The sequence below is a fragment of the Cetobacterium somerae genome (assembly GCF_022430525.1).
GTDB lineage: Bacteria > Fusobacteriota > Fusobacteriia > Fusobacteriales > Fusobacteriaceae > Cetobacterium_A.
Genome location: NZ_CP092519.1, coordinates 45,565 through 70,503, shown reverse-complemented (window position 1 = coordinate 70,503; position 24,939 = coordinate 45,565). Strand labels below are relative to the sequence as shown.

Genomic DNA, 24,939 nt, shown 5'->3' with positions numbered 1-24,939 from the left:
AAATTAAGAGTTTAGTGGTAATAAATAGATATGAAAGTTCTTTTTTATTAAAGGTTATGGAGGTATTAAATGGAAAACATTATTTTATCACCAAGTAAATATATTCAGGGAGCTAACTCTTTAAGCAATATTGCTAAATATGCTAAAAAAAATGCTTTTATTATTGCTGATAACTTTGTTATGAGTATAACTGAAGATATTATAAAAGAAAGTTTTAAAAAAGAAAATTTAACTGCAACTTTTGAACTTTTTAATGGAGAGTGCTCTAAAAATGAGATTAACAGATTAAAAGAAATTCTAAAAGAAAAAAAATCTGAGATTATTATTGGAGTTGGAGGTGGGAAAACATTAGACACTGCAAAAGCTCTCGCTTATTATTCAAATCTTCCCGTTATAATTGTTCCTACTATTGCATCAACTGATGCTCCTTGTAGTGCTTTATCAGTTCTTTACACAGATGATGGTATTTTTGATGAATATTTAATTTTACCAAGTAATCCAAATATCGTTTTAATGGATACAGAGATCATTGCTAAGGCTCCAGCTAGACTTTTAGCTAGTGGAATGGGCGACGCCTTAGCAACATACTTTGAAGCTAGAGCATGTGAGCAATCAGGAGCTTTAAATATGGGTGGTGGACTTCCTACTAAAGCTGCTATGGCTCTTGCTAAACTATGCTTTGATACACTTATAGCAGATGGAGAAAAAGCTATGTTTGCTGCACAAAAATGTGTTTGTACAAAGGCAGTTGAAAATATTATTGAAGCTAATACATATTTAAGTGGTATTGGATTTGAAAGTGGCGGACTCGCTGCTGCTCATGCTATTCACAACGGGTTAACAGCTCTTGAAGAGTGTCATGACTTATATCATGGTGAAAAAGTAGCTTTTGGAACTTTAGTTCAACTATTCCTTGAAAATGCACCTATGGAAGAGATTGATGAAGTTTTATTTTTCTGTAAAAACATTGGGCTCCCAACATCTCTAGAGGATTTAGGAGTTAATTCCATCGAAAGAGAAAAACTTTTAGAAGTTGCTAAACTTGCTTGTGCACCAGGAGAAACAATTCATAATATGCCTTTTAAAGTTACTCCTGAAAAAGTTTTAGCTGCTATTTTAGCTGCTGACAACTATGGAGGATATTAAAAAATTGATTATAAAAAAGAAAACCCTTGGATTAATCCAAGGGTTTTTTAATTAGATATCTATTAGAATGTTACTTTCATTCCAGCATATGCTAGTGGTTGCCATCTCCAGTGAGAAGCTGAACTTTGATCTATATTATCCCAGTTTCTATACTCTGCTCCTACTCCAGCATTTACAGCTACATTTTCTGTAATTTTATATGTTGCATCTAAAGTTAATAGTGTATATAAGCTATAAGTTGTCTTAGGTGATTTAGTAGTTTCACCATTACTATCTTTAGTATATTTATCATATTGTCCAAATACGTATGGATCATATCCACCTTCAAAATTGAAGTCTATCGCATATGCATCAGTTGTATATAATGCAAAGTTTCTACGTAAGTAGATTTCCCATGTTGCAGTAAAATCTTTATCTTTATTATCTGTTAAGTTAGCATTTGTATGGAAATCTTGTCCATAGAAGTTTTGATCTAAATAAATTGTACCATCCCAAGTAAATCCTAATGGTAAGTTACCTGCATACTCGATATCCATACCGATAGTATTCATATAGTTAGACCCACCATCTTTTGGGAATGAATGATATACTTTTGGAGCTAGGATTAAGCTACTTAATAATCCACCTTCATTTTTGTATGTTATAAATCTTGCCTGGTACTCTAAATTTTGAGAATTGTCTTCTTCATCTTTATACTGTACTCTTGAAGTAAACCAATCGTTATGCTTATAGTAAGCTCTTAATCTTGTTTCAGTTCCATCCTGTGCACTATAATTATCATTTGAATCACCATTTTCTAAATTGTTAAAATCTCTAATTCTTCCTTCTAGCGAGAAATTTTCAGTTGCTTGAACACCAAAAGTTGTCTCAAGTCTTGAATATTTATTTGAACCTCTATTCCACTCATCTTGAGCCACACCTGGATCTGTTCCAAATCCTGGAGCTACTCTATCTCCATGTCCTTCAGTCTTTCCATATGCTCTATACTCTACTCCAATATAACCTGTTGGTCTAAATACAGGTGCTACAACCTCTTCAACTACAGGCTCAGCTACAACAATAATCTCTTTCGATACTTCAACTGGAGCTACAACAACCTCTTTAGCTTGAACTGCAGTTCCTACAACAAGTAAAGATCCTAAAAAAAGTGCTAATTTTTTCATAAAATCCCCTCCGATTTTTAATTGTGTTATTTTGAGAAATAATTTTTTATAGTAAAAAAATATTTCTTTTCCACTGTATTCTTTATACAATATTTTTTTAAATTTGTAAATATAATTTTTCTTAGTAAATTATTTTTTTATTTTATTTTTATCTATAAACCCTTATTTTTAAAAGAAAAGTTAACTTTTATTTTTTTATCTTTATTTTACTATATGAAATTTATCCATTAAAAAAAGAGATAGATTTCTATCTCTTAAAATTTATTCTTCTAAATTATCTTGAAAGTGATAATTATAAAAAATATAGTTTATTGGTAAGAATGAAGCTACTAGCTCTTCTCTAAATACATGTTTATCTAAAACTATAAGTTTTTCATGAACCTCTCCTAGTTGAAACTCTTGTAAATACATTTTTAAATAATTTAGGAAAAGCGAACTTTTAAATACTCTTCCAGAAAGTAAAAAAGTATCTAAAGGTAATAAATTATTGTGATTAATCATAAGAATTGCAATATATCTTGCTACTTTTCTAAGTGCTTTACACTCTGTTATCTCTCCGCTTTCTGCCCTTTTTATAAACTCTTCAAAACTCATATTTTTATACATTTCTACTATACGATTTGAATAATTATTTTCCTTTAAAATTTCTTCAAATATATTTTTAGGAGAAACCATTGTATCAAAGCATCCTTTTTTCTTACAAATTTCACAATATATATCTGAGTTAGGCTCTACTATAAAATGTCTAGTTCCCATTGATCTATAATGAGAAATAGCTGGATTTACAAGCTTATTATCTATAATAATAGCACTTCCTCTTTTTTCTCCATACTTGACCAAGAAAAAATCTTTATATTCTGGAGCTAAAAAAGCTTCATATAAAGCTTCTGCTCTAATTTCAGTTTCTACAAATACATATCCTGAAAATTTATCCATGATAGATTTTTTTAAAGTTAAAAATCTATCCTCTTTAAATAAATCTAGTGATTTTTTTACAATAAACTCATTAGTTACCACAACACCAACACCTAATATTTTCTCAGGTAAAACTTTATTTTCTTTTGCAAGTTTTTCAATAAATTCAAGCAAAGCTTTTAAATACTCGTCAAAATCACCATTATAGTTATTTTCAAATTTTAATTCACCCAAAACATCATTTTTTAAATTTGTTAAAATAACCTTTGTAAAATTTTCTTCGATTAGTACACCTATTGAACAAAATCTTTCATAATTTATTAGTAAAAGATTTTTTTTTCTATTATTTTCATCTATATACTTTTTTTCAACTAATACATTATCCCCAAGTAATTTTTTAGAAATTTTTGTTAACGCAGCTGGTGAAACCATTATGTTTTCAGCTATTTCCAATTTATTAGACCCACCACATTGATTAATAAATTTCAATAAATTTGTAATGTTTTTATTTTGACTTTTAAAATCCATCCCCGTCTCCTTTATTTTTTTATTGACAAACCCTTTTTTTTAATGTATATTTTACCTTGTAAAACTCATATCGTTTTTTTTAGGTATTTTTTTTACTAAATTAAATAAACAACGTATCTTTATTTAATTATATCATAAATTAATAATAAGGTGCTAAACTTATTATATAAATAACCAGCAACCCTCCAGTTGATTGGTTGAAACCCGTTTTAAGAAGAGATGTTCCCGTCATCTCTTCTTTTATTTTTATTGCTTTTTTATTTTTTTTTGCTACAATTTTATTATCTTAAAATATTTTAGGAGGTAAAAATGAAAATTAAACCTATTGGTAAAAGAATTCTTGTTAAAACTATAAATTTAGAAGAAAAAACATCTACAGGAATTATATTAATTCAAAATAACGAGGAAAAAAATTACAGAGTTGGAGAAATAATCTCTTTAAGCTCTAATTCTGAAGTAAACTCTTTATTTAATATTAATGATAAAGTTATCTTTTCTAAAAAATCTGGAATCAAAATAAATGACTCTTCTAAAGAACAAATTTTATTAGAGTTAGATGAAGTTCTTGGTATTATTGAAGAATAGTAAAAAAGCCCATCATTACGACGGGCTTTTTTCATTAAAACTCTTTACCACCTGAAACTTTTACATCAATTTCATATTTATTTAAAGCTTGAACTGCACACTCTAATGCTTTTGTTATAGTTGTAACTTCCATATAAGGCATATTTTTCTTATCAACAACTTGCTCTGTTATATAAGGAACATGAATAAATCCACCTTTTACATTTAAATTGTTTTTTGATATATAATAAAGTAATGAGTACATTATATGATTACATACATATGTTCCAGCCGTATTTGATACCGATGCTGGTATTTTTGCTAACTTAATCTCTTCAACGATTCCTTTAATAGGAAGTGTTGCAAAGTAAGCATTTTCTCCATCCTCATAAACTGGAGTGTCGATTGGTTGATATCCTTCATTATCTGGAATTCTACCATCATCCATATTAATAGCTATTCTTTCAACCGACATATCGTATCTTCCACCAGCCTGTCCAATACATATAACAGCATCTGGTTTATGCTCTTCTATTCCTGCAAATAGTTTTTCAGCTGATTTTTTGAAAACTGTTGGTATTTGTAATTTTATTACCTCTATACCATCAATATTATCTTTCATTGCCTTCACTGCTTCCCACGCTGGATTTATACTTTCTCCTCCAAATGGATCAAAACCTGTAATTAAAACTTTCATTACACTACCTCCTAAAAATTAAAATGCTAAGAAATACATTAATACAACATGTATTGCAAGAAGAGGTACCGCTACACCTACTTGCTTTAATATTACACCATTTTTATTTTTCATCTCTAGTATCGATGCTGGAACTATATTGAAGTTAGCTCCCATTGGTGTTAATAAAGTTCCACAGAATCCTGCTGTTAATCCTAGCGCTCCAACTACTGCTGGATTCCCACCTTGAGCTATAACAAATGGATAACCTATTCCTGCTGTTATAACTGCAAAAGCCGCAAATCCATTTCCCATAATCATTGTGAATATAGCCATTGCTAAACAATAAACAGTTACTCCTGCTAAAATATTTCCTTCTGGAACCACACTTCCCATTATTCCAGCAATTACAGTTCCAACTCCAGCTTTAGCAAATACAGAACCTAAAGATCCTAAAAGTTGTGGTAAAATAACTGTTGGACCCATCTGTTGTAAAATTCTACTTGAATCATAAGGAATTTTATCAAACTTTTCTTTTGTTACTATCATAGTAACAATTAAGGCAACTATCGCTCCAATTCCTAATCCTATTAAACCACCTAATTTTGTAAATTGAGCTATCGAAAAAGCTACAACTCCTATCAAACCAGCTGGAACAAATAACATATTTCCAATTTTATGAGCTTGCTTTTCTCTAAACTCCTCTGTACTCGTTGTAAACGAAGCAAGTGAAACAGATTTTGTAGCACTTAAAACTCCCATTACTAGTAGTAACCCTCCTACTATTGATGGATTTACATGTGGCCCACCAATAAATAAGAAACCAAATATCATCCAAAATGCCGCTGATCCTATTCTTTTAGGATTATTTTTATCTAAAAATGAATATACACCACTTATTAATAAAATAATTCCGCAAAGTATATACATAAATTCTAATAACATCTTTACATCCATTAATTTTGCCTCCTACTTTGCTCTTAACTTTTTAATTTTTCTATCTAAACGGTAGTATTGGAAATATGCTAATACTAAAGTTATTAGTGCAACTGGTATTGAAGCTTTAGCTACATCGTATGCTTCTACTTTTACACCTAACTCTTGTAAAGTTCCAACAATTAAAAGAACTCCTGAAGATGCTACGAAAACATTTTGTCCAAAGAAGTTAGCATAATTCTCTGAAGCGTTAGTTATTCCTTTTAAATCTTCATCTAACTCTTCTGATACTACTCCATCCTTCTCAATAGCACCTTTTGCCATAGGATAAATTAATGGTCTAATAAATTGAACATGTCCACCTAATCTCATAGATAAAACTGCTGCTAACATTCTTACTGTTACATATATTGATAATACTTTTCCAGCTGTTGCACCTTTTAGTTTTGATATACAAATTGAAGCTCTTTCTCTTAAACCATTTCTTTCTAGTATTCCAACTACAGAAAGTGTTAAAAGTAATAATGTCATATATCTAGTTTGAACAAAAGCTGTTCCTAAAATATTTAAAACCTCGATAAAGTCAATTCCCGCAACAAGTCCTGTTGCTATTCCAGCTATTAAAACAACAGCTATAGTATCTAATTTGATTATAAATCCAATTAGAATAATTAATACCCCTATTAATTTAATCACAATATCTCACCTAAATCCTCTCTTTTAAATGAGTATCTCTTTCCACAGAAATGACACTCAGCTTCTACCTCTCCTCTTTCAGCTAATATCTCTTCTAATTGCTCTTTTCCTAAAGTTATAATTCCTTTATAGAATTTCTCTTTATCACAATTACAATTATATTTTATCTCTTTTGAGTCTAAAATTTCATATGGTTCTACTAATTTCTCATGACTTTCATCATTCATATCCTCATATAAAAGGTGTAAGATTCTTTCTAAATCCATTCCACCTTTAAATAATTCTGTTACACTTCTAATAGCTCCTATTTTCTTCTCTAACTCTACTATAAAATTTTCTTCTGCATCTGGTAAAAGCTGAATCATGTATCCACCAGCTGATCTAACAGTTGTTTCATTTTCTAAATCTACACCTAAAGCTATTACTGTAGGTGTTTGCTCTGAAGTTACATAATAATATGCAATATCATATGCAATCTCTCCGCTTTCTATTGTTGATACTCCAACATAAGGATCCTTTAAACCTAAATCTTTGATAACATTTAAAGTTCCTCTTCCTACTAAAGCTTGAACATCTGGTTGTCCATTCTCTTTTGCTGGTAAATCTGCTTCTGGATTTGAAACATAACCTTTTACACCATCCTTATCAACTGTTACTACCATACTTGATAAAGGTCCATCTGTCATTGTTCTAAGTGTTAGTATATCATTTCCTTTTAGGGTTGCTCCCATCATAACTCCAGCTGAAAGAAGTCTTCCAAAAGCTGATATAGCAGTTGGACTACACTTATGAATATCTAAAGCTTCCTGTACAATATCTTTTGTATCTACAAGAACAAATCTTGCATTTTTACTTACACCTCTAATTAATCTACTCATTTTTTCACCTCTAATAATCGATATAATCTTTTAAATCTTCATATTTTTTACTGGAAATAATTTTTTTTAATTCCAAATTATTTCTAATAGTACTATTTTCATGGTATTTTCTAATGCTTTGTATCTCTTTTTTACTAAATCCATAATATATTAAAGTTTTATCATCTGCCTTATTGATATTAAATCTATTTAGTTTAATATTTTGTGGCTCTTTAAACTTTACTTTTAGCTTTTCATAAGTCTTTTTTCCAATTCCAGATATTCTAGTCATTTCGTTTAATTTTTTATATCCACCAGTTATATCTCTATATTCTATTATTTTATCCACATAACTTTGAGATATTCCGTTTTTTAACATATCACTTTTACTTGCTTTATTAATATCTAAAAGTAAATTTTGAGCATCTAGTGTATTTTTACTCTCAATAACTTTAAATTCACTTTCAATTATTCCATAAGAAAAAGTTGATATTAATAAAATTAAAATTGAAAAAATTAACTTTTTCATATTATATCTCCTTAGAAAAAAGTTCTATTTTCTTATTGTGTCTCATTCTCATCTCTGCAATATATAATGCTGGATCTTTAGGATTAACTAATCTTTCTATTTGATCAATATATTCTGTTTCTTTATGAATGGCTTTACTTATAGCTCCACCACCAAGACCCATAGTTTGTTGATTTTCTTCTATCATCTCTATATTAAATCTAGATTCAGCTCCTGGAATAGAGTATCCTACATTTTCTCCCCAATCTAAACTATTTTTTTGACGATACATATAGTAAGGTTCCATTCCTTTCCTTTTTACAAGTTCACTTATTGCATTTTCAACTAACATTCTTTCAACTTCAGATTCCTCAAAATCTTCATGATATAGAGGTGATCCCTTTTTTTTAGCTAAGGCATGAACCGTTAAGTTTTCTATATCATATTTTTCAAGCTCGTTCAAAGTATTTAATATATCTTCAACACTTTCACCAGGTAATCCTAATATTAAGTCCATATTCAATATAAATCCAATCTCCTTTATATCTCTATACACTTCATCAAAATGTTCTCTATTGAACGTTCTATTTAAATCTTTCAAAGTCTGTTCTTTAAATGTCTGAGGATTTAAACTTACTCTATCTACTCCATATTCCTTAAGAATCTCTAGTTTTCTTTTAGTTATAGCATCTTCTCTTCCAGCTTCAAAGGTAAACTCTTTTAAATTTGAAAGATCTATATTTTTATGAACTGCTTTTAAAACTTTTTCAGTATCCTCTTCTGTTAAAATACTTGGTGTTCCACCACCTATATACAATGATTCGTATTTATAACCTTTATTTTTTGAAAGTTCTCCTACAAGCTCAATCTCTTCTAAAAGTGTTTCTACGAATTTTGGATAAAAACGACCTAAACTACTATTTATTTCATAAGAAGCAAAAGAACAATATCTACACTTAGATGGACAAAAAGGAATACCTATATACATATTCATTGCATCTTTATTTAATAATTTTTCCTCTGTTTCAATAACTCTCATTAAAAGATCTATTTTATCAAAATTAGCAAGGTACATATTATTTAAAAGATTTCTAACTCTTTCTTTTGAAAATCCCATTTGCATAAGTCGTCTAGTCATTTTAGTAGGCCTTACACCAATTAAACTACCCCATGGATAATTTTTATTAAGAGCTTTTAATAGACCTCCTTTTAACATTATTAAATTTTGATCTTCAATTATATGCTCTAAATTCTCCTCTTCCATTATAGCTTCTTTTCCATCTATTTCAGCTTTTACAATTATCTTATTCTCTTTATAACTTACTTCACCTTTTATATCTTTACCTACTTCTTTAGGTAACATAATTCTTACAAACTCCTCTAAACTTTTTTCACTTAGAGGAAAGTTAGTAACTATTGACACTTAAATACACCACTTCCTATTTCATTAATAATAAAACTAAAATTCCAATTATGATTCTATATACTCCAAAAGCCACAAAAGTTCTCTTTTTTATATATCCCATAAACCAATTAATAACAACATATGCTACAACAAAAGAAACCACAGATCCCACTATTAAAAGTTGCCATTCTAAAGTTGTAAAATTAAGTCCATTTTTTAGGAGCTTCAGTAGAGTTGCTCCTGCCATTGTTGGAATAGCTAAGAAAAATGAATACTCTGCTGCTGCCGCTCTAGATACACCTAAAAGTAAAGATCCCACTATCGTCGCTCCTGAACGTGATGTTCCCGGAATCATAGCTAAACATTGGAAAAATCCAATTGTAAAAGCCAATCTATATGACATCTGCTTTATTGAAGTTACTTTACCTTTTAAATTTTTTCTTTCAACTAAAATAAAAATAATACCATAAAGTATAAGCATACTTGCAACTACTGTTGTGTTATCCATAAAAAATTCAGATATATAATCATCTGCTAACAATCCAATAACTCCTGCAGGTAAAACTCCCACTATTATCTTTGTCCACAAAGAAAATTTCTCTTTAAACTCCTCTTTTGTTTTTACAAAAGGAGTTAAATCTTTCCAAAAGTAAGCTACAACTGATAAAATAGCTCCAAACTGAATAATTACTAAAAAGTTATCCATAAAACTTTTAGATACAAGAGGAGAGTTTATAAATCTCTCCACTAATATCATATGACCTGTACTACTTACAGGAACAAACTCTGTCATCCCTTCTACAATTCCCAGTATAATAACTAGTAAAAATGGATTCATTTCATCTCCTCCTATAGGTAGCTATCCTCTTTTTTAAGATATTTTACATAGTCAGCTACTCCATCCTCTAAAGAACAAAACTCTTTAGTATAACCTGCTTCTCTTAATTTTCTCATTGAAGCTTGTGTAAAGTATTGATATCTTCCTCTTAAATCCTCTGGCATTGGAACAAACTCTATTACTTCTTCTGTTTTTAATTCAAAGTTTTCGCTAGCATTTTTCATAGTTTCCATTGATAAATCATGGAAGCTTCTTGCTTCTCCTGTTCCTATATTATAAACTCCTGATGGAACTTCATTAAACATACAGAAATATAGCATATCTACAACATCTTTAATATAGATGAAATCTCTTAATTGCTCCCCATCTCTATATCCCTCTTTATGAGATTTAAATAGTTTTACTCCACCATTTTCATTAAATTGGTTAAATGTATGGAATACCATTGAAGCCATTCTTCCTTTATGATACTCTTGTGGCCCATATACATTAAAGAATTTAGCTCCTATCCATTGTTTTGGAGCTTTCTCCTGCTTAAATGCCCAATCATCAAAGAATTTTTTAGAATATCCATATTTATTTAATGGCATTAATTTTTTTAGTTCTTCTGGAGTTCCCTCATCACTATAACCTTGCTCTCCTCCACCATAAGTAGCTGCTGAAGAGGCATATACATACACAATATTTCTATCAGCACAGAAATCCCATAACTTTTTTGAATACTCATAGTTATTCTTCATTAAAAGATCTCCATCTTTCTCAGTTGTTGCTGATATAGCTCCCATATGTAAAACTGCTGTTACTTTACTTGCATTTTCTTCATTTTCAAGCCATGCAAAAAGCTCATCTCTATCACACCAGTCAGCATAATCTCTCTTTCTTAAATTTAACCATTTTTCCTCAGTTCTTAATTTATCAACAGCTAATATATCATTTATTCCCATCTCATTTAATTTCCAAATATAAGCGCTTCCTATAAATCCAGCTGCTCCTGTTACTATAATCATTTTACTTCCTCCTTGCTTTCTCTTTCTAATAAATCTTTTATATCCTCTTCTTTAATAGAAGCATGAGCAATATCTACTCCCACTCTATTTCCACCATGAAAATCTGATCCCCCAACTTTCAACAAACCTTTTTCTGTGGCTAATTTTCTGTAGTATTTAATCTCTTTAGGGGTATATGAACTATACTCTACCTCTAATCCATCTAATCCAGCCTCTAAAAGAATATCTATTATCTTTTCTGTTCTTTCTCTTGAATCACAAATTAAACTAGGATGAGCTAGAGCTGAGATTCCCTTACATTCCTTTATAAGCTTTATAATCTCAATAGGATCTGAGCTACCTTTTTCTACATAAGCTACACCATTTCTTCCTAAGTACTGCTTAAAAGCCTCACCTTTTGAATAAACAAATCCTTTATTCATCATAACATTACAGATGTGAGCTCTGCTTACAATAGTTCCTGTAGCTTCTTTTTCTATCTCTTCCATTGTTATTTTAAGGCCTAAATTATTTAATTTTTTAATAATTTTTTCATTTCTTTCTTTTCTAGCTTTTTTTAGCTCTATTAGTTTTGACGCTAATTTTTCCGATTTGTCATTTAAAAAATATCCTAAAATGTGAATCTCATATCCTTGATAAGAACATGAAAACTCTATTCCAGGTATAAATTTTAAATCTAGTTCACGAGCTATCTCTTTCCCCTCAGAAATACCTTCCATTGTATCATGGTCTGTTATTGCTATTCCTTTTAAACCAATGTATTTAGCTCTATTTAAAAGCTCTTTCACAGTAAATGTTCCATCTGAATATGTTGTATGAGTATGTAAATCATACCTTTCACTTAAATCCTTCATAAGACTCCTCCCTTAAGTAAAAATGGCACCTTTATCTCTAAAGGCGCCACAGTTTTTTAGTCATCCCACTTTTCTAATTTTGAAAAATACTCTGAATAAGCAAGGTATAAAGCCTTTGCATTTATATTATTCTTCTCTAACTTTGTCTTCTCTTTTTTCTTGTAAATATCATTTACTTGTACAACTCTAGGAGATACTTCTACAAAATACCATGATTTTGAATCAAAGAACTCTCCTCTTTTTATAAATTTGTTTAGAAGTTTTCTAAATCTTTTTATCTCTTTTTCTGATAAGTCACTCTTTTTAGAGAATTCAACTATTTCAGCCCACTCCTCTTTTGTAGCAACTTCATTAGCTATATGATTAGATGGATTTGCCATTCTTACATATGATTGAGTTACCATATATTTAGCTAATCCTGCAGGGTCTTTAAAGTTTTCATCTTTTAAATAGTACTCTCTTGGAAGTTTTTTCACAGTTTTTTCTAGAATAGAGTTAAACTGCTCTTGATCTGCTTCTGTTATCTCTCCCTTTGTCTTTAAAGAATCTAAAAATTTTACTTGTTTTTGATCTAGTTTTTGATTTCTTGCTAAATAGCTTATTGGTTGATCTGCTCCGTACCAATCTTCTAATTCAGACTCTCCTATTATTACTGTGCTGAATGTCTCTTCCCAGTTTTTCATAGCCACTGTATCAACTTTATACTTCTCTTGTAAATTAACATTGTTTTTATTTAGTGAGCTACATGCAGTTAATGCAGCTAACATTGCAACTAGAACTATAGTTTTTTTCATTTTTCCTCCCTACACTCTTCCACAACATTTTCCGTATATTTTTCCACTTCCACACTTACAAGCTGAATCGAAATCTAGTTCCTCTTCTACCCCTGGTTCTACAACTTCCTCTTCAGGATTTTTAACAACAACTTTAAACATATATGATGTCGCCTCTGTTTTTATTGTTGATAACATTCTAGAGTACATATCTCCAGATATAATTTTATATTCTACTAACGGGTCTTTTTGTCCATAAGATCTTAAATAGATTCCTTCTCTTAAAGCATCTAAAGCTTTTAAATGTTCTCTCCATCTAGCATCTACCACTTCAAATAAAACATATTTTTCTACTTTTCTCATGATTTCAGGAGTTATTTCTTCCTCTTTTTTCTCATAATCTTTTTCAATATCTTTATATATTTTATCAGCGTATTCTTCCACTGTTAAAGCTTTATATTCTTGCATATCTGTTATTTCATATCCATATTTTTCAAGAAGAGCATCTTTAACTCCAACAATATCCCACTCATCTTTAAATTCTCCTACAAATCTTTCCACAACTATGTCTGAAATACTTGATTTTAACATTCCTAAAATTGTTTCTTTTAAATCTTCTTTCTCTAGAGCTTCATTTCTACTTGCATAGATAGCTTCTCTTTGCTTATTCATTACATCATCAAATTCAAGAAGATTTTTTCTAATTCCAAAGTTTCTTGATTCAACTTTTTTCTGAGCATTTTCAATAGCTTTGTTTATCATTCTATGTTGAATTGATTCCCCTTCAGGTAGTCCAAGCTTTTCCATAACTCCTTGAATTCTTTCAGATCCAAACAGTCTCATAAGGTCGTCCTCTAAACATAGATAGAATTCCGATGCTCCTGGGTCTCCTTGTCTTCCTGCTCTACCTCTTAGCTGATTATCTATTCTTCTAGATTCATGTCTCTCTGTACCTAAAATAAATAATCCACCAGCTGAAATTACTTTTTGCTTTTCCTCTTCACATTCAACTTTATATTTATCTAAAATTACTGGATAATTTCCAGCATCTCTACTTCCAATCTCTGCAATAGCTCTAAACTCTGGATTTCCTCCTAGCATGATATCAGTTCCTCTACCTGCCATATTAGTAGCTATTGTTACAGCCTGATATCTTCCTGCTTGAGCTACAATTTCTGCTTCTTTAGCATGTAATTTAGCATTAAGGACATTATGAGGGATACCTTTTTCTTTTAATAACTCTGAAAGCTCCTCTGAACTTTTTATTGATACAGTACCTACTAAAACTGGTTGTCCTTTTGCATAAAGCTCTTCTATTCTTTTTATAATAGCATCTGTTTTCTCTTTTTTTGTTTTATAAACTAAATCAGGGAAATCAACTCTTTGTACAGGTTTATTTGTTGGTATTACGATTACCTCTAAACCGTAAGTATGCATAAATTCTGCTGCTTCTGTTTCTGCAGTTCCTGTCATACCAGCTAATTTATCATACATTCTAAAGTAGTTTTGAAGTGTTATTGATGCAAGTGTTTGATTTTCTCCAGCAACATTTACTCCTTCTTTTGCTTCAATAGCTTGATGAAGACCATCTGAGTATCTTCTACCTTCCATAGCTCTTCCAGTAAACTCATCAATTATAACTACTTCTCCCTCTCTAATTAAATAGTCTCTATCTTTTATAAATAGTTCCTTTGCTTTTAAGGCTTGATTTAAATAGTGAGTTAACTCAACATGCTCTGGTGAGTATAAGTTATCTATATTTAATAATTGTTCAACTTTTTTAATTCCTTTATCTGTTAAAACTATGTTTCTAGCTTTTTCATCTACTTCATAGTCTCCCCACTGCTCGTCAGGAATATTCATCTCTTTTTTTGTTTTGGCATCTTTTATTTTTTCCGTTTCAAAACTTCTATCTAATCTAAAAGCTACCTGGCAGAAAATAGAATACCATTTTGTCGTTTCTGAAGCTGCTCCTGATATGATTAATGGCGTTCTAGCTTCATCGATTAGTATCGAGTCAACCTCATCCACTATACAGAAATTTAAAGGTCTTTGAACCTTATCCTCAACTTTGTTAACCATATTGTCTCTTAAATAGTCAAATCCAAATTCAGAGTTTGTACCATATGTAATATCAGCTTCATAAGCAGCTTTTCTTGCTGCATTTTCCATTCCATTTACAATTACCCCTGAAGTTAATCCTAAAAATTCATAAACTCTTCCCATTAACTCTCTATCTCTTTGAGCTAGATAATCATTAACAGTTATAACGTGAACTCCTTTTCCACTTAAAGCATTTAAATAAACTGGAGCTGTTGCAACTAATGTTTTTCCTTCTCCTGTTTTCATCTCTGTTATTTTTCCTTCGTGAAGTACAATTCCACCAATTAATTGTACATCATAGTGTCTCATTCCATGAACTCTTTTTGATGCTTCTCTCACAACTGCAAAAGCCTCAACTAAAACATCATCTAATGTTTCGCCTTTCTCTAATCTTTGTCTAAATTCGTAAGTTTTCCCCTTTAACTCATCATCTGAAAGTTTTTCTATTTCAGGTTCTAACGAGTTTATCATTGTTACTAATTTCTTGATTCTTTTAATCTCTCTGTCATTTCTTGTACCGAAAATCTTCTTTAATAAATCTCCAAACATCCTTACGTCCTTCCTAGCTTTATTGTGCTTATTTGTTACTCAATATATTACCATAATTAGATTTATTAGTCAATTTATAGCCCACATCTGAAAAATTTGACCCATGATTCAAAAAAAGCTATTAATTTATACAAAATTATGTTATATTGTAATTAAAGTAACAATATATTTTAGGAGGTTTTTTATTTTGAGTATATTTAATTCTGCTAAGAAGATAATTCCTGGCCTACTACTTTGTATTTTGATTGCACAGCTTGGAGTTTTTCTTGGGAAATTTGTCCCAAGCATCGGTGGAGCTCCCCTTGCTATTTTCTTAGGACTTATAGCTGGAAACACTTTTGCTAAATCAACTATTTTTGCTCCTGGTTCTAAATTTTCGGAAAGTGATTTACTTTCATATTCAATTGTTTTATTGGGAGGTACTTTAAGTATTAGCACTATTCTTCAACTTGGTGTTTCTGGTATCGCTTTTATTCTTTTACAAATGACTTTAACAATTGCTTTAACTATGTTCATTGGTAAAAAACTTGGATTTTCTAAACATTTTAGGGCTCTTATGGCAAGTGGAAATGCAGTTTGTGGATCTTCAGCAATTGGTGCTAGTTCACCAGTAATTAATGCTGAAGACAATGATAAAGGGATATCTATTACAATTGTTAATTTAACAGGAACTATGCTTATGTTTGCTCTGATTCCTATAGCTAGTTATCTATATAATTTTGAAACTTTACAAACTTCTGCTCTTCTTGGTGGTATTTTACAATCAGTTGGACAAGTTATCGCAGCAGGAAGTATGGTAAACCACAACGTTCTTGAAATGGCGACTATTTTTAAAATTGTAAGAATTGTATTTTTAGTTGTTGTTGTTTTATGGTTATCTAGAGAATTTAATAATAAAGAACTTGAAATAGATACTGAGTTTGCTTTAGAAGAAGAAGCATATAGTAAACAGAAAAACAAAATATCTATACCTTGGTATATTATAGGATTTTTTATTCTTTGTATATTATTTAGTTTTGGGTTAATTCCTAGCGAAATATCTAAAACCTTTAAATTAATTTCATCTAAGTTTGAAATCGTTGCTCTTGCTGGTATTGGTATGAGAGTAAATATTAGTGAACTTGTTAAACAAGGTCCTAAAGCATCTCTTTATGGACTATTAGTTGGATTAAGTCAAATTTTTATAGCGATTATTTTAATAAAAATTTTTATATAAATAAAAAACTGGATTATATCCAGTTTTTTATTTTTTTAATATCGTTACAACCTCTAATAAATCTTTTGCAATTAAATAATTCCCTTTAACTTCTTCTTCTATTTTTTTTCCATAACCAGTTAAAACTAAAATTGATTTTAAACCTGCTTTTTTTCCAGCCTCTAAATCACCTTTTTTATCTCCAATCATAAAGGAATTTTCTATATCTACATCGTATTTTTTGATTCCTTCTAATAACATTCCAGGATTAGGTTTTCTACAATTACAATCAACTTTATACTTTCCGATACCTTTTTCTGGATGATGAGGACAATAAAAACATTCTAAAATTTCTATTCCGAACTCTTTTAGTTTCTCAGTCATTTGATTATTTAGTGTTACTAAATCCTCTTCAGTATAATAACCTCTTCCTATTCCTGATTGATTTGTAACAACTATAAATTCATAACCTAAATCTTTTAATTTCTTTAATCCTTCTATTGCATTTTTTTCAAATTCAAAATCTTCCCATTTATGAAGATATGATTTTTCTACATTTATTGTTCCATCTCTATCTAAAAATATAACTTTTCTCATAATCTCTCCCTTTCTTTTTTATATATTATATCATTCTTATAAAGGATTTTTTAGTTTATTCAGAATATAATTTATATTAAGCAGTTGGGAGGGATTTTTATGGATTTAAAAGATATTATTAAATTTATTGGCTCTTTAGCTTTTACTTCAGCAATTTTAACAGTAACTATATTTATTCTTAATTATAAATATAAAGAATTTTTAAATAAAATTCTTAAAGGAAAATTAAGTCATCTTCAGTTACATAAAATTTTAGGTATAACAACAATAATTTTAGGAACTATACATGGTTTAGGTATGGCTTTTGCATATCCTTCAGTATTAAAAAAATATACAGGTCTCAGTGGTATTCTTCTTCTAAGTTTATTTTGGATTTTAGGAACTATTCCTTTTATTGTAAAAAAAGTTCCAGTAAAATATAAAAAAAATGTACTTAAAAGTCATAAAATTTTAGGTGGTATTATATTTATATTTATTATTATTCATATATCACTTTAGGAGGCAACATGGACATTTCAGAAGTTTTATTTATGCTTATCATTGGAGTTGGAATGGGTTTTAGTTTAATGGGAATGTCAACTTCGATTTTATTTTCACCAATATTGGTTTCATTATATGGTTCAAAACTAGGAAACGGAATAATGTTTATTCCATTTTTAATTGCAGATTTATACGTTGCTTACTTATATCGAAATAATTTTGACAAAAAAATTGTTTTGAAACTCATACCTTTCTCAGTTATTGGAATGGTTATCGCGTCTATTTTTGCAAATTCTATTTCAGAAGATATTTTTAGAAAAATTATTGCAACTATCATTATTTTTTCTAGTATTTTATTCTTCTTAAAAAAATACGAACATAAATTAACAAAACTTTCCTGGCTATTTGGAGTCTTTGGTGGTGCTTCATCATATTTAGCAAATGTTTCAGGACCTATTTTCAACGTATATCTACTTAGTTATAAACAAAAAGAAGAAGATTTTATTGGTACAAGAGCTGTTTTTTTTACGGTTATTAACTTTATAAAGCTTTTCATGTATATATTTATATTTAAAAATATCAACGTATTTACTATAACTAGAGGATCGATTGCTATTCCTACAATATTTTTAGGTGTATTTCTTGCTAAGAAACTTTTAAAAATAATGAATCAAAAAATCTTTAATACAACAGTTGTTTTATTAGGGCTTATAGTGGCAATTAAAATGCTACTATAAGCATTTTTTTTACAAAAAAAAAAAAAAGATTGGCAACTTCCTATCCTCCCAGGGGGCTGCCCCCCAAGTACTTTCAGCGTTTATGGGCTTAACTTCCAGGTTCGAAATGTTACTGGGTGTACCTCCATAGCTATCGTTGCCAATCAATATTTATTTGTGTTCTTGAACACTTGAAACTATATAGTAGTATATTAAGGTTAAAACTTCGATATATTAGTATTGGTCAGCTAAAAGTCTCACAACTCTTACACCCCCAACCTATCAACCTCCTAGTCTCGAAGGTATCTTAAAGAGTACTTATCTTGAAGTCAGTTTCCCGCTTAGATGCTTTCAGCGGTTATCTGTTCCAAACGTGACTACCCAGCTGTGCCACTGGCGTGACAACTGGTACATCAGAGGTTTGTCCATCCCGGTCCTCTCGTACTAAGGACAGATCTTCTCAATACTCTAACGCCTACAGTGGATAGGGACCGAACTGTCTCACGACGTTCTGAACCCAGCTCACGTACCGCTTTAATGGGCGAACAGCCCAACCCTTGGGACCTTCTCCAGCCCCAGGATGCGATGAGCCGACATCGAGGTGCCAAACTCTACCGTCGATATGGACTCTCGGGTAGAATCAGCCTGTTATCCCCAGGGTAGCTTTTATCCGTTGAGCGACGACCCTTCCATTCGGAATCGCCGGATCACTATGTCCTGCTTTCGCACCTGCTCGACCCGTCAGTCTCGCAGTTAAGCTCTCTTATGCCATTGCACTCTGCGGTTGATTTCCATCCAACCTGAGAGAACCTTTGAACGCCTCCGTTACTCTTTCGGAGGCGACCGCCCCAGTCAAACTGCCCACCTAGCACTGTCTTCGAGGGTACAAACCTCAAATTAGAATTCCGACATAGTATGGTTGGTATTCCACCAGTGACTCCGCGTAATCTAGCGACCACGCATCATAGTCTCCCAACTATCCTATACATACGATGCCAAAACCCAATACCAAGCTACAGTAAAGCTCCATGGGGTCTTTCCGTCCTACTGCAGGTAACCGGTATCTTCACCGGTAATACAATTTCACCAGGCCTCCCGTCAAGACAGCTCTCAGATCGTTACACCATTCGTGCAGGTCGGAACTTACCCGACAAGGAATTTCGCTACCTTAGGACCGTTATAGTTACGGCCGCCGTTCACCGGGGCTTCAATTCGGAGCTCTCACTCCTCCTCTTAACCTTCCGGCACTGGGCAGGTGTCAGCCCATATACGTCGCCTTACAGCTTAGCATAGACCTGTGTTTTTGTTAAACAGTCGCCTGAGACTCTTCACTGCGGCCTCTCATAGCTTTGCGTCGCGTGTACGCTCACCATAAAAGGCACCCCTTCTCCCGAAGTTACGGGGCTATTTTGCAGAGTTCCTTAACGAGAGTTAGCCTGTCCGCCTTAGATTTCTCATCCTGACCACCTGTGTCGGTTTGGGGTACGGGCACTAATATCTTTAAAACGCTTAGAAGCTTTTCTCGGCAGTGTGGTATTTGCACCTTCCATCTTACGACTCCTCATCACACCTCACGTTTAGTCTAGCGGATTTTCCTACTAGACCACGCTACATGCTTGAACTGGCACTTCCGTTCGCCAGCGTGCATAACCTCCTGCGTCCCTCCATCACTTGATATCAGTGGCACAGAAATATTAATCTGTTTTCCATTCGCCTACGCAATCTAGCCTCGGCTTAGGACCCGGCTTACCCAGGGGAGACAAACTTTACCCTGGAACCCTTGGTCTTCCGGCGTGGGGGATTCTCGCCCCCATTCTCGCTACTTATTCCTGCATTCTCACTTCTGATACCTCCAGAGTTTCTTGTCGATTCTCCTTCAACGGCCTACAGAACGCTCTCCTACCAGTCGCTTACGCAACTCCACAGCTTCGGTTTATAACTTAGCCCCGTTACATTGTCGGCGCAGAGACTCTCGACCAGTGAGCTATTACGCACTCTTTAAAGGTATGGCTGCTTCTAAGCCAACCTCCTGGTTGTTTGTGAATCTCCACCTCCTTTCCCACTTAGTTATAATTAGGGACCTTAGCTGGTGGTCTGGGTTGTTTCCCTTTTGACCATGGAAGTTAATTCCCATAGTCTCACTCCTGAGCTCTAGAATTATGGTATTCGGAGTTTGATTGACTTCGGTAAGCAGTATGCCCCCTAGGTCATTCAGTGCTCTACCCCCATAATTGAACACTCAAGGCTGCACCTAAATGCATTTCGGAGAGAACGAGCTATCTCCTGGTTCGATTGGCTTTTCACCCCTAAACCTACCTCATCTCCCAACTTTTCAACGGCGGTGAGTTCGGGCCTCCACTGTGTCTTACCACAGCTTCACCCTGGACAGGCTTAGATCACCAGGTTTCGCGTCTACGCCCAGCGACTATGTCGCCCTATTCAGACTCGGTTTCCCTTCGGCTCCGTTAAACTTAACCTTGCCACTGAACGTAACTCGCAGGATCATTCTCCAAAAGGCACGCCATCACCCCAAAGGGCTCTGACCGCTTGTAAGCACACGATTTCAGGTTCTATTTCACTCCCCTCCCGGGGTTCTTTTCACCTTTCCCTCACGGTACTATGCGCTATCGGTAAGTAAGAGTATTTAGCCTTACGAGATATGGTCCTCGCAGATTCACACAGAATTCCTCGTGTTCCGTGCTACTTGGGAGAGATCATACATTTGATACGGTTTACCTGTACGAGGCTTTCACTCTCTACGGCAGGCCTTTCCAGACCTTTCCAGTTCGGCGTATCATAATGTCGAATACCTTGCAGTTCTTCAGACGATCTTCCCGCTACCCCGTAGATGCAACGGCTGCATCCTTGGCACATCTACGGTTTGGGCTCACCCCCGTTCGCTCGCCGCTACTTAGGGGATCGTTTTTACTTTCTTTTCCTCGCGTTACTTAGATGTTTCAGTTCACGCGGTTCCCTCTTTCGTGCTAAGACTCCATCTTAGCAGATTTCTCCATTCGGAAATCTTGGCATCACAGTTCGATTGCAACTCCACCAAGCTTATCGCAGCTTACCACGTCCTTCATCGGCTCTTACTTCCTAGGCATCCTTCGTGTGCCCTTAATATTTTAACCTTGTAATATAATTCATATTATTTAGACAGACTAACTACTCAATTTAAGATTGACTTAAAAATGAATTGTTAGTTAATTTAGAATATTTTCTCAATATCTACTATATAGTTTCCAATGTCCAAGTTTGATAGTAAAGAACACTATCAATCGAATAGAGAAAAAGTTAGTCTCCTTAGAAAGGAGGTGATCCATCCGCACGTTCCCGTACGGATACCTTGTTACGACTTCACCCCAATCGCTAATCACACCTTAGGAACATCCCTCCTTACGGTTAGGCCTGCTACTTCAGGTGCAACCAACTCTCGTGGTGTGACGGGCGGTGTGTACAAGACCCGAGAACGTATTCACCGCAACATGCTGATTTGCGATTACTAGCGATTCCAACTTCATGTACTCGAGTTGCAGAGTACAATCCGAACTAAGAACAGCTTTAAGAGATTAGCTCACCCTCACGGGTTGGCAACTCTCTGTACTGCCCATTGTAGCACGTGTGTAGCCCAGCGTATAAGGGGCATGATGACTTGACGTCATCCCCACCTTCCTCCTGCTCATCGCAGGCAGTATCGCATGAGTGCTCAACTTAATGGTAGCAACATACAATAGGGGTTGCGCTCGTTGCGGGACTTAACCCAACATCTCACGACACGAGCTGACGACAGCCATGCACCACCTGTCACTAAGTTCCGGCAAGCCGGCACGAATCCATCTCTGGAAACTTCTTAGGATGTCAAACGCTGGTAAGGTTTCTCGCGTTGCGTCGAATTAAACCACATGCTCCACCGCTTGTGCGGGTCCCCGTCAATTCCTTTGAGTTTCACACTTGCGTGCGTACTCCCCAGGCGGATCACTTATCGCGTTAGCTTGGGCGCTGAGGTTCGACCCCCAACACCTAGTGATCATCGTTTACGGCGTGGACTACCAGGGTATCTAATCCTGTTTGCTCCCCACGCTTTCGCGCTTTAGCGTCAGTATCTGTCCAGTGAGCTGACTTCTCCATCGGCATTCCTACAAATATCTACGAATTTCACCTCTACACTTGTAGTTCCGCCCACCTCTCCAGTACTCTAGAAAAACAGTTTCCAACGCAATACGGAGTTGAGCCCCGCATTTTAACATCAGACTTATTTTTCCGCCTAGACGCGCTTTACGCCCAATAAATCCGGATAACGCTTGCGACATACGTATTACCGCGGCTGCTGGCACGTATTTAGCCGTCGCTTCTTCTGTTGGTACCGTCACTTTCTTCTTCCCAACTGAAAGCACTTTACAATCCGAAGACCTTCATCGTGCACACAGAATTGCTGGATCAGGCTTGTGGCCCATTGTCCAATATTCCCCACTGCTGCCTCCCGTAGGAGTAAGGGCCGTGTCTCAGTCCCCTTGTGGCCGTTCACCCTCTCAGGCCGGCTATCCATCGTCGCCTTGGTGGGCCGTTACCCCACCAACTAGCTAATGGAACGCAAGGCTCTCTCTTGGCGCATATAGCTTTCATAAGTTTCCCATGCGAGAATCTCATAATATCCGGTATTAGCTGTCGTTTCCAACAGTTGTCCCAGACCAAGAGGCAAGTTCCTTACGCGTTACTCACCCGTCCGCCATCCTCAATACCCGAAGGTAAATCGAATCGACTTGCATGTGTTAAGCATTCTGTCAGCGTTCATCCTGAGCCAGGATCAAACTCTTCATTCAAATATATTTAAAGTCCTAAGACTTACGTTTACACCATTTATTGGTTTGCCATTTCTGGCATTTTGTTATCTTCATAACTTCTGACTATTTTCTCTATTCGGTTGTTAATGTCCTTTTCTATAATTCTTGCCGGCGGCGTTTCCCGCTGACAAAAATTATAGTACCATAAATTTTAAACTTCGTCAATAACTTTTTTATTTTTATTTTAAAAAACCTTATTTACTTATGATTTATCACTTAGATTATCCTCTGTTTTTCTTATTAGATCATGTAACGCTTTTTGTCTTTGAAGATATTTAGCTCTCCTTTTATTTACACTTTCTTTAGTTGTATTTATTATTGGTAATAAAAACCCTGCTATGATTCCTGCTGAAAACCCATTATTATAAAGATTAAGTCCTCCATGAATTACTCCAATACTTTGAACTACGGCAATATGTAGCATTCCTGCAACAATACCCCATATAGGCCCATAAACACCTGCTATAGGAGCTAATGATGTTCCAAATAGTCCAGATAAAGCTATTGTAAATCCATCTGTAGTACTTCCAAACTTTCCTAAAAACACTCCAAATAATATAGGAGTTATATTTAAAATAGTTTTTCCATAAGCCGAAAATCCCACTATTGTTAATATTCCAGCTAATAATGGCCCATTTAAAGTTTGGCCTAGTAAGATTGGATAAAGCATCGCAACAAATCCCATAATTCCCATATTTATAAATGTAAGTCCATATCCATACTTTATAACAAAATCACTTTTTAAACCTGTATCTTTCAATAATGTTTTATATCCTGAAAAACTTTTATTATTTATATAGTAACCTATAAATATTAATGATAAAAATACTCCACTAGATATAACCTTTAATTGTAAATCATGTTCAGTTGAAATTATTCTTTGAGGAACAACTACAAATTGGTAAAGTTTTAAAACCGAAGCTATTACAGCTCCCAGTATCCCACCAGTAAATCCTAAATTATAAAGATTAAATCCTTCGTGGAAGCCTGCCATTTTTTTAGCTAAAGGCGTTACTATAAAACCTATTAAAATTCCTAAAACAATCGCATTTATATATGCGTACTCACTCAGCACATGAATATTAAAAGCAACTTCACTAATAAATGGTGCTAATGCACTTGTAAAAGATATAGTTACCAAAATATCCTTGAAATCGATATGCTCATATTTTGAATAAAGAATTCCTCCAACATAAAAAGGAAGAATATTTAATATATTTTTTCCAAAAAAGGAAAATCCAAATACCGTAAAAAATGATGCTATAGCTATACCATTTAACGGAGTTCCTAATAGTCGCATTAAAGTATAGTTAAATATAAAAATTAAAAAAGCATTTAAAAATGTAGCTCCCATTCCTCCAATAACCAAAAAATCAGTTATCAATACTGTTGGAGATGTCAGAATTCTAATGAATCCTCCTAATACATTTTCTTTTCCTCTCAAAACGAAATAAACAAACATGGCAAAAAGTATTCCAGCAACTACTTCTGTTAGAAGCCAAATTTTCTTACTTCTATTCCCTTTAAAATTATCCAATCTATCACCCCTTTTAACTCTCTATTAAAATTTTAATATTTTTTCCACTAAAAAT

20 protein-coding genes and 3 rRNA genes are annotated in these 24,939 nt (G+C 33.3%); 5 read left to right on the top strand and 18 right to left on the bottom strand.

Annotated features, from left to right (window positions below; all coding sequences use genetic code 11):
- The first annotated feature begins 69 nt into the window (after positions 1 to 69).
- A complete protein-coding gene (locus MKD34_RS00340) occupies positions 70 to 1,146 on the top strand; it encodes a glycerol dehydrogenase (protein WP_240219169.1) in 1,077 nt (358 codons plus the stop codon).
- A gap of 62 nt (positions 1,147 to 1,208) precedes the next feature.
- Here the strand turns inward: MKD34_RS00340 and MKD34_RS00335 are convergent, their stop codons facing one another.
- On the bottom strand, positions 1,209 to 2,309 hold the full coding sequence (locus MKD34_RS00335) for a FomA family porin-like outer membrane protein (protein ID WP_240219168.1): 1,101 nt from the start codon (positions 2,307 to 2,309) through the stop codon (positions 1,209 to 1,211).
- 261 nt (positions 2,310 to 2,570) lie between these two features.
- Positions 2,571 to 3,752 carry an ROK family transcriptional regulator gene (locus MKD34_RS00330; RefSeq protein ID WP_240219167.1) on the bottom strand — a complete coding sequence of 394 codons (1,182 nt, stop codon included), beginning with the start codon at positions 3,750 to 3,752 and terminating at the stop codon, positions 2,571 to 2,573.
- A 309-nt stretch (positions 3,753 to 4,061) separates the two neighbouring features.
- Here MKD34_RS00330 and MKD34_RS00325 point away from each other — a divergent pair, with 309 nt between their 5' ends.
- On the top strand, positions 4,062 to 4,337 hold the full coding sequence (locus MKD34_RS00325) for a hypothetical protein (protein ID WP_240219166.1): 276 nt from the start codon (positions 4,062 to 4,064) through the stop codon (positions 4,335 to 4,337).
- A gap of 34 nt (positions 4,338 to 4,371) precedes the next feature.
- Here the strand turns inward: MKD34_RS00325 and pcp are convergent, their stop codons facing one another.
- Genes pcp through secA form a run of 11 tightly spaced genes read right to left on the bottom strand, consistent with a single transcriptional unit; the run spans position 4,372 to position 15,518 of the window.
- The gene (pcp, locus tag MKD34_RS00320; protein WP_240219165.1) at positions 4,372 to 5,013 is read right to left on the bottom strand and encodes a pyroglutamyl-peptidase I; all 642 of its coding nucleotides are present in this window, start codon (positions 5,011 to 5,013) and stop codon (positions 4,372 to 4,374) included.
- 18 nt (positions 5,014 to 5,031) lie between these two features.
- Positions 5,032 to 5,949 carry a DUF979 domain-containing protein gene (locus MKD34_RS00315; protein ID WP_240219164.1) on the bottom strand — a complete coding sequence of 306 codons (918 nt, stop codon included), beginning with the start codon at positions 5,947 to 5,949 and terminating at the stop codon, positions 5,032 to 5,034.
- 12 nt (positions 5,950 to 5,961) lie between these two features.
- A complete protein-coding gene (locus tag MKD34_RS00310) occupies positions 5,962 to 6,624 on the bottom strand; it encodes a DUF969 domain-containing protein (RefSeq protein ID WP_240219163.1) in 663 nt (220 codons plus the stop codon).
- A complete protein-coding gene (gene hslO / locus MKD34_RS00305) occupies positions 6,621 to 7,502 on the bottom strand; it encodes an Hsp33 family molecular chaperone HslO (protein ID WP_240219162.1) in 882 nt (293 codons plus the stop codon). The genes MKD34_RS00310 and hslO overlap by 4 nt, the downstream gene beginning before the upstream one ends.
- A 10-nt stretch (positions 7,503 to 7,512) precedes the next feature.
- Entirely contained in the window at positions 7,513 to 8,010 is a 498-nt protein-coding gene (locus MKD34_RS00300) for a ComEA family DNA-binding protein (protein WP_240219161.1), read from the bottom strand.
- A gap of 1 nt (position 8,011) precedes the next feature.
- On the bottom strand, positions 8,012 to 9,412 hold the full coding sequence (locus MKD34_RS00295; RefSeq protein ID WP_240219160.1) for a coproporphyrinogen III oxidase: 1,401 nt from the start codon (positions 9,410 to 9,412) through the stop codon (positions 8,012 to 8,014).
- Between the two features lie 16 nt (positions 9,413 to 9,428).
- On the bottom strand, positions 9,429 to 10,232 hold the full coding sequence (locus MKD34_RS00290; RefSeq protein ID WP_185890827.1) for an undecaprenyl-diphosphate phosphatase: 804 nt from the start codon (positions 10,230 to 10,232) through the stop codon (positions 9,429 to 9,431).
- 11 nt (positions 10,233 to 10,243) lie between these two features.
- A complete protein-coding gene (gene rfaD, locus MKD34_RS00285; RefSeq protein ID WP_023052130.1) occupies positions 10,244 to 11,239 on the bottom strand; it encodes an ADP-glyceromanno-heptose 6-epimerase in 996 nt (331 codons plus the stop codon).
- Positions 11,236 to 12,093: a PHP domain-containing protein gene (locus tag MKD34_RS00280; protein WP_240219159.1), complete on the bottom strand. Its 858-nt coding sequence runs from the start codon at positions 12,091 to 12,093 to the stop codon at positions 11,236 to 11,238. The genes rfaD and MKD34_RS00280 overlap by 4 nt, the downstream gene beginning before the upstream one ends.
- Before the next feature lie 56 nt (positions 12,094 to 12,149).
- Positions 12,150 to 12,887 (bottom strand): hypothetical protein, encoded by a 738-nt coding sequence (locus MKD34_RS00275; RefSeq protein ID WP_023052132.1) that lies wholly within the window; start codon positions 12,885 to 12,887, stop codon positions 12,150 to 12,152.
- A 9-nt stretch (positions 12,888 to 12,896) separates the two neighbouring features.
- Positions 12,897 to 15,518, bottom strand: coding sequence for a preprotein translocase subunit SecA (gene secA / locus MKD34_RS00270; RefSeq protein WP_240219158.1), 2,622 nt, complete (start codon positions 15,516 to 15,518; stop codon positions 12,897 to 12,899).
- Positions 15,519 to 15,705: 187 nt separating this feature from the next.
- Here secA and MKD34_RS00265 point away from each other — a divergent pair, with 187 nt between their 5' ends.
- Entirely contained in the window at positions 15,706 to 16,734 is a 1,029-nt protein-coding gene (locus MKD34_RS00265; protein WP_240219157.1) for a YeiH family protein, read from the top strand.
- A 27-nt stretch (positions 16,735 to 16,761) separates the two neighbouring features.
- Here MKD34_RS00265 and gmhB read toward each other — a convergent pair whose 3' ends face one another.
- Positions 16,762 to 17,310, bottom strand: coding sequence for a D-glycero-beta-D-manno-heptose 1,7-bisphosphate 7-phosphatase (gene gmhB / locus MKD34_RS00260; RefSeq protein WP_240219156.1), 549 nt, complete (start codon positions 17,308 to 17,310; stop codon positions 16,762 to 16,764).
- Positions 17,311 to 17,409: 99 nt separating this feature from the next.
- Between gmhB and MKD34_RS00255 the strand changes: the two genes are divergently transcribed.
- Both MKD34_RS00255 and MKD34_RS00250 read left to right on the top strand, forming a co-directional pair.
- Positions 17,410 to 17,808: a hypothetical protein gene (locus MKD34_RS00255; RefSeq protein WP_240219155.1), complete on the top strand. Its 399-nt coding sequence runs from the start codon at positions 17,410 to 17,412 to the stop codon at positions 17,806 to 17,808.
- A gap of 8 nt (positions 17,809 to 17,816) precedes the next feature.
- On the top strand, positions 17,817 to 18,527 hold the full coding sequence (locus MKD34_RS00250; RefSeq protein ID WP_240219154.1) for a sulfite exporter TauE/SafE family protein: 711 nt from the start codon (positions 17,817 to 17,819) through the stop codon (positions 18,525 to 18,527).
- Between the two features lie 27 nt (positions 18,528 to 18,554).
- On the opposite strand, the gene rrf is transcribed toward MKD34_RS00250, so the two are convergent.
- From rrf to MKD34_RS00230, 4 genes are all read right to left on the bottom strand, one after another.
- Positions 18,555 to 18,671: ribosomal RNA gene (gene rrf, locus MKD34_RS00245) — 5S ribosomal RNA — on the bottom strand.
- A 49-nt stretch (positions 18,672 to 18,720) separates the two neighbouring features.
- Positions 18,721 to 21,637: ribosomal RNA gene (locus tag MKD34_RS00240) — 23S ribosomal RNA — on the bottom strand.
- A gap of 176 nt (positions 21,638 to 21,813) precedes the next feature.
- A 16S ribosomal RNA gene (locus MKD34_RS00235) occupies positions 21,814 to 23,326 on the bottom strand.
- Together the 16S, 23S and 5S rRNA genes form the textbook arrangement of a ribosomal RNA operon.
- A gap of 223 nt (positions 23,327 to 23,549) precedes the next feature.
- Entirely contained in the window at positions 23,550 to 24,884 is a 1,335-nt protein-coding gene (locus tag MKD34_RS00230; RefSeq protein WP_240219153.1) for a DUF1576 domain-containing protein, read from the bottom strand.
- Positions 24,885 to 24,939 lie beyond the last annotated feature (55 nt).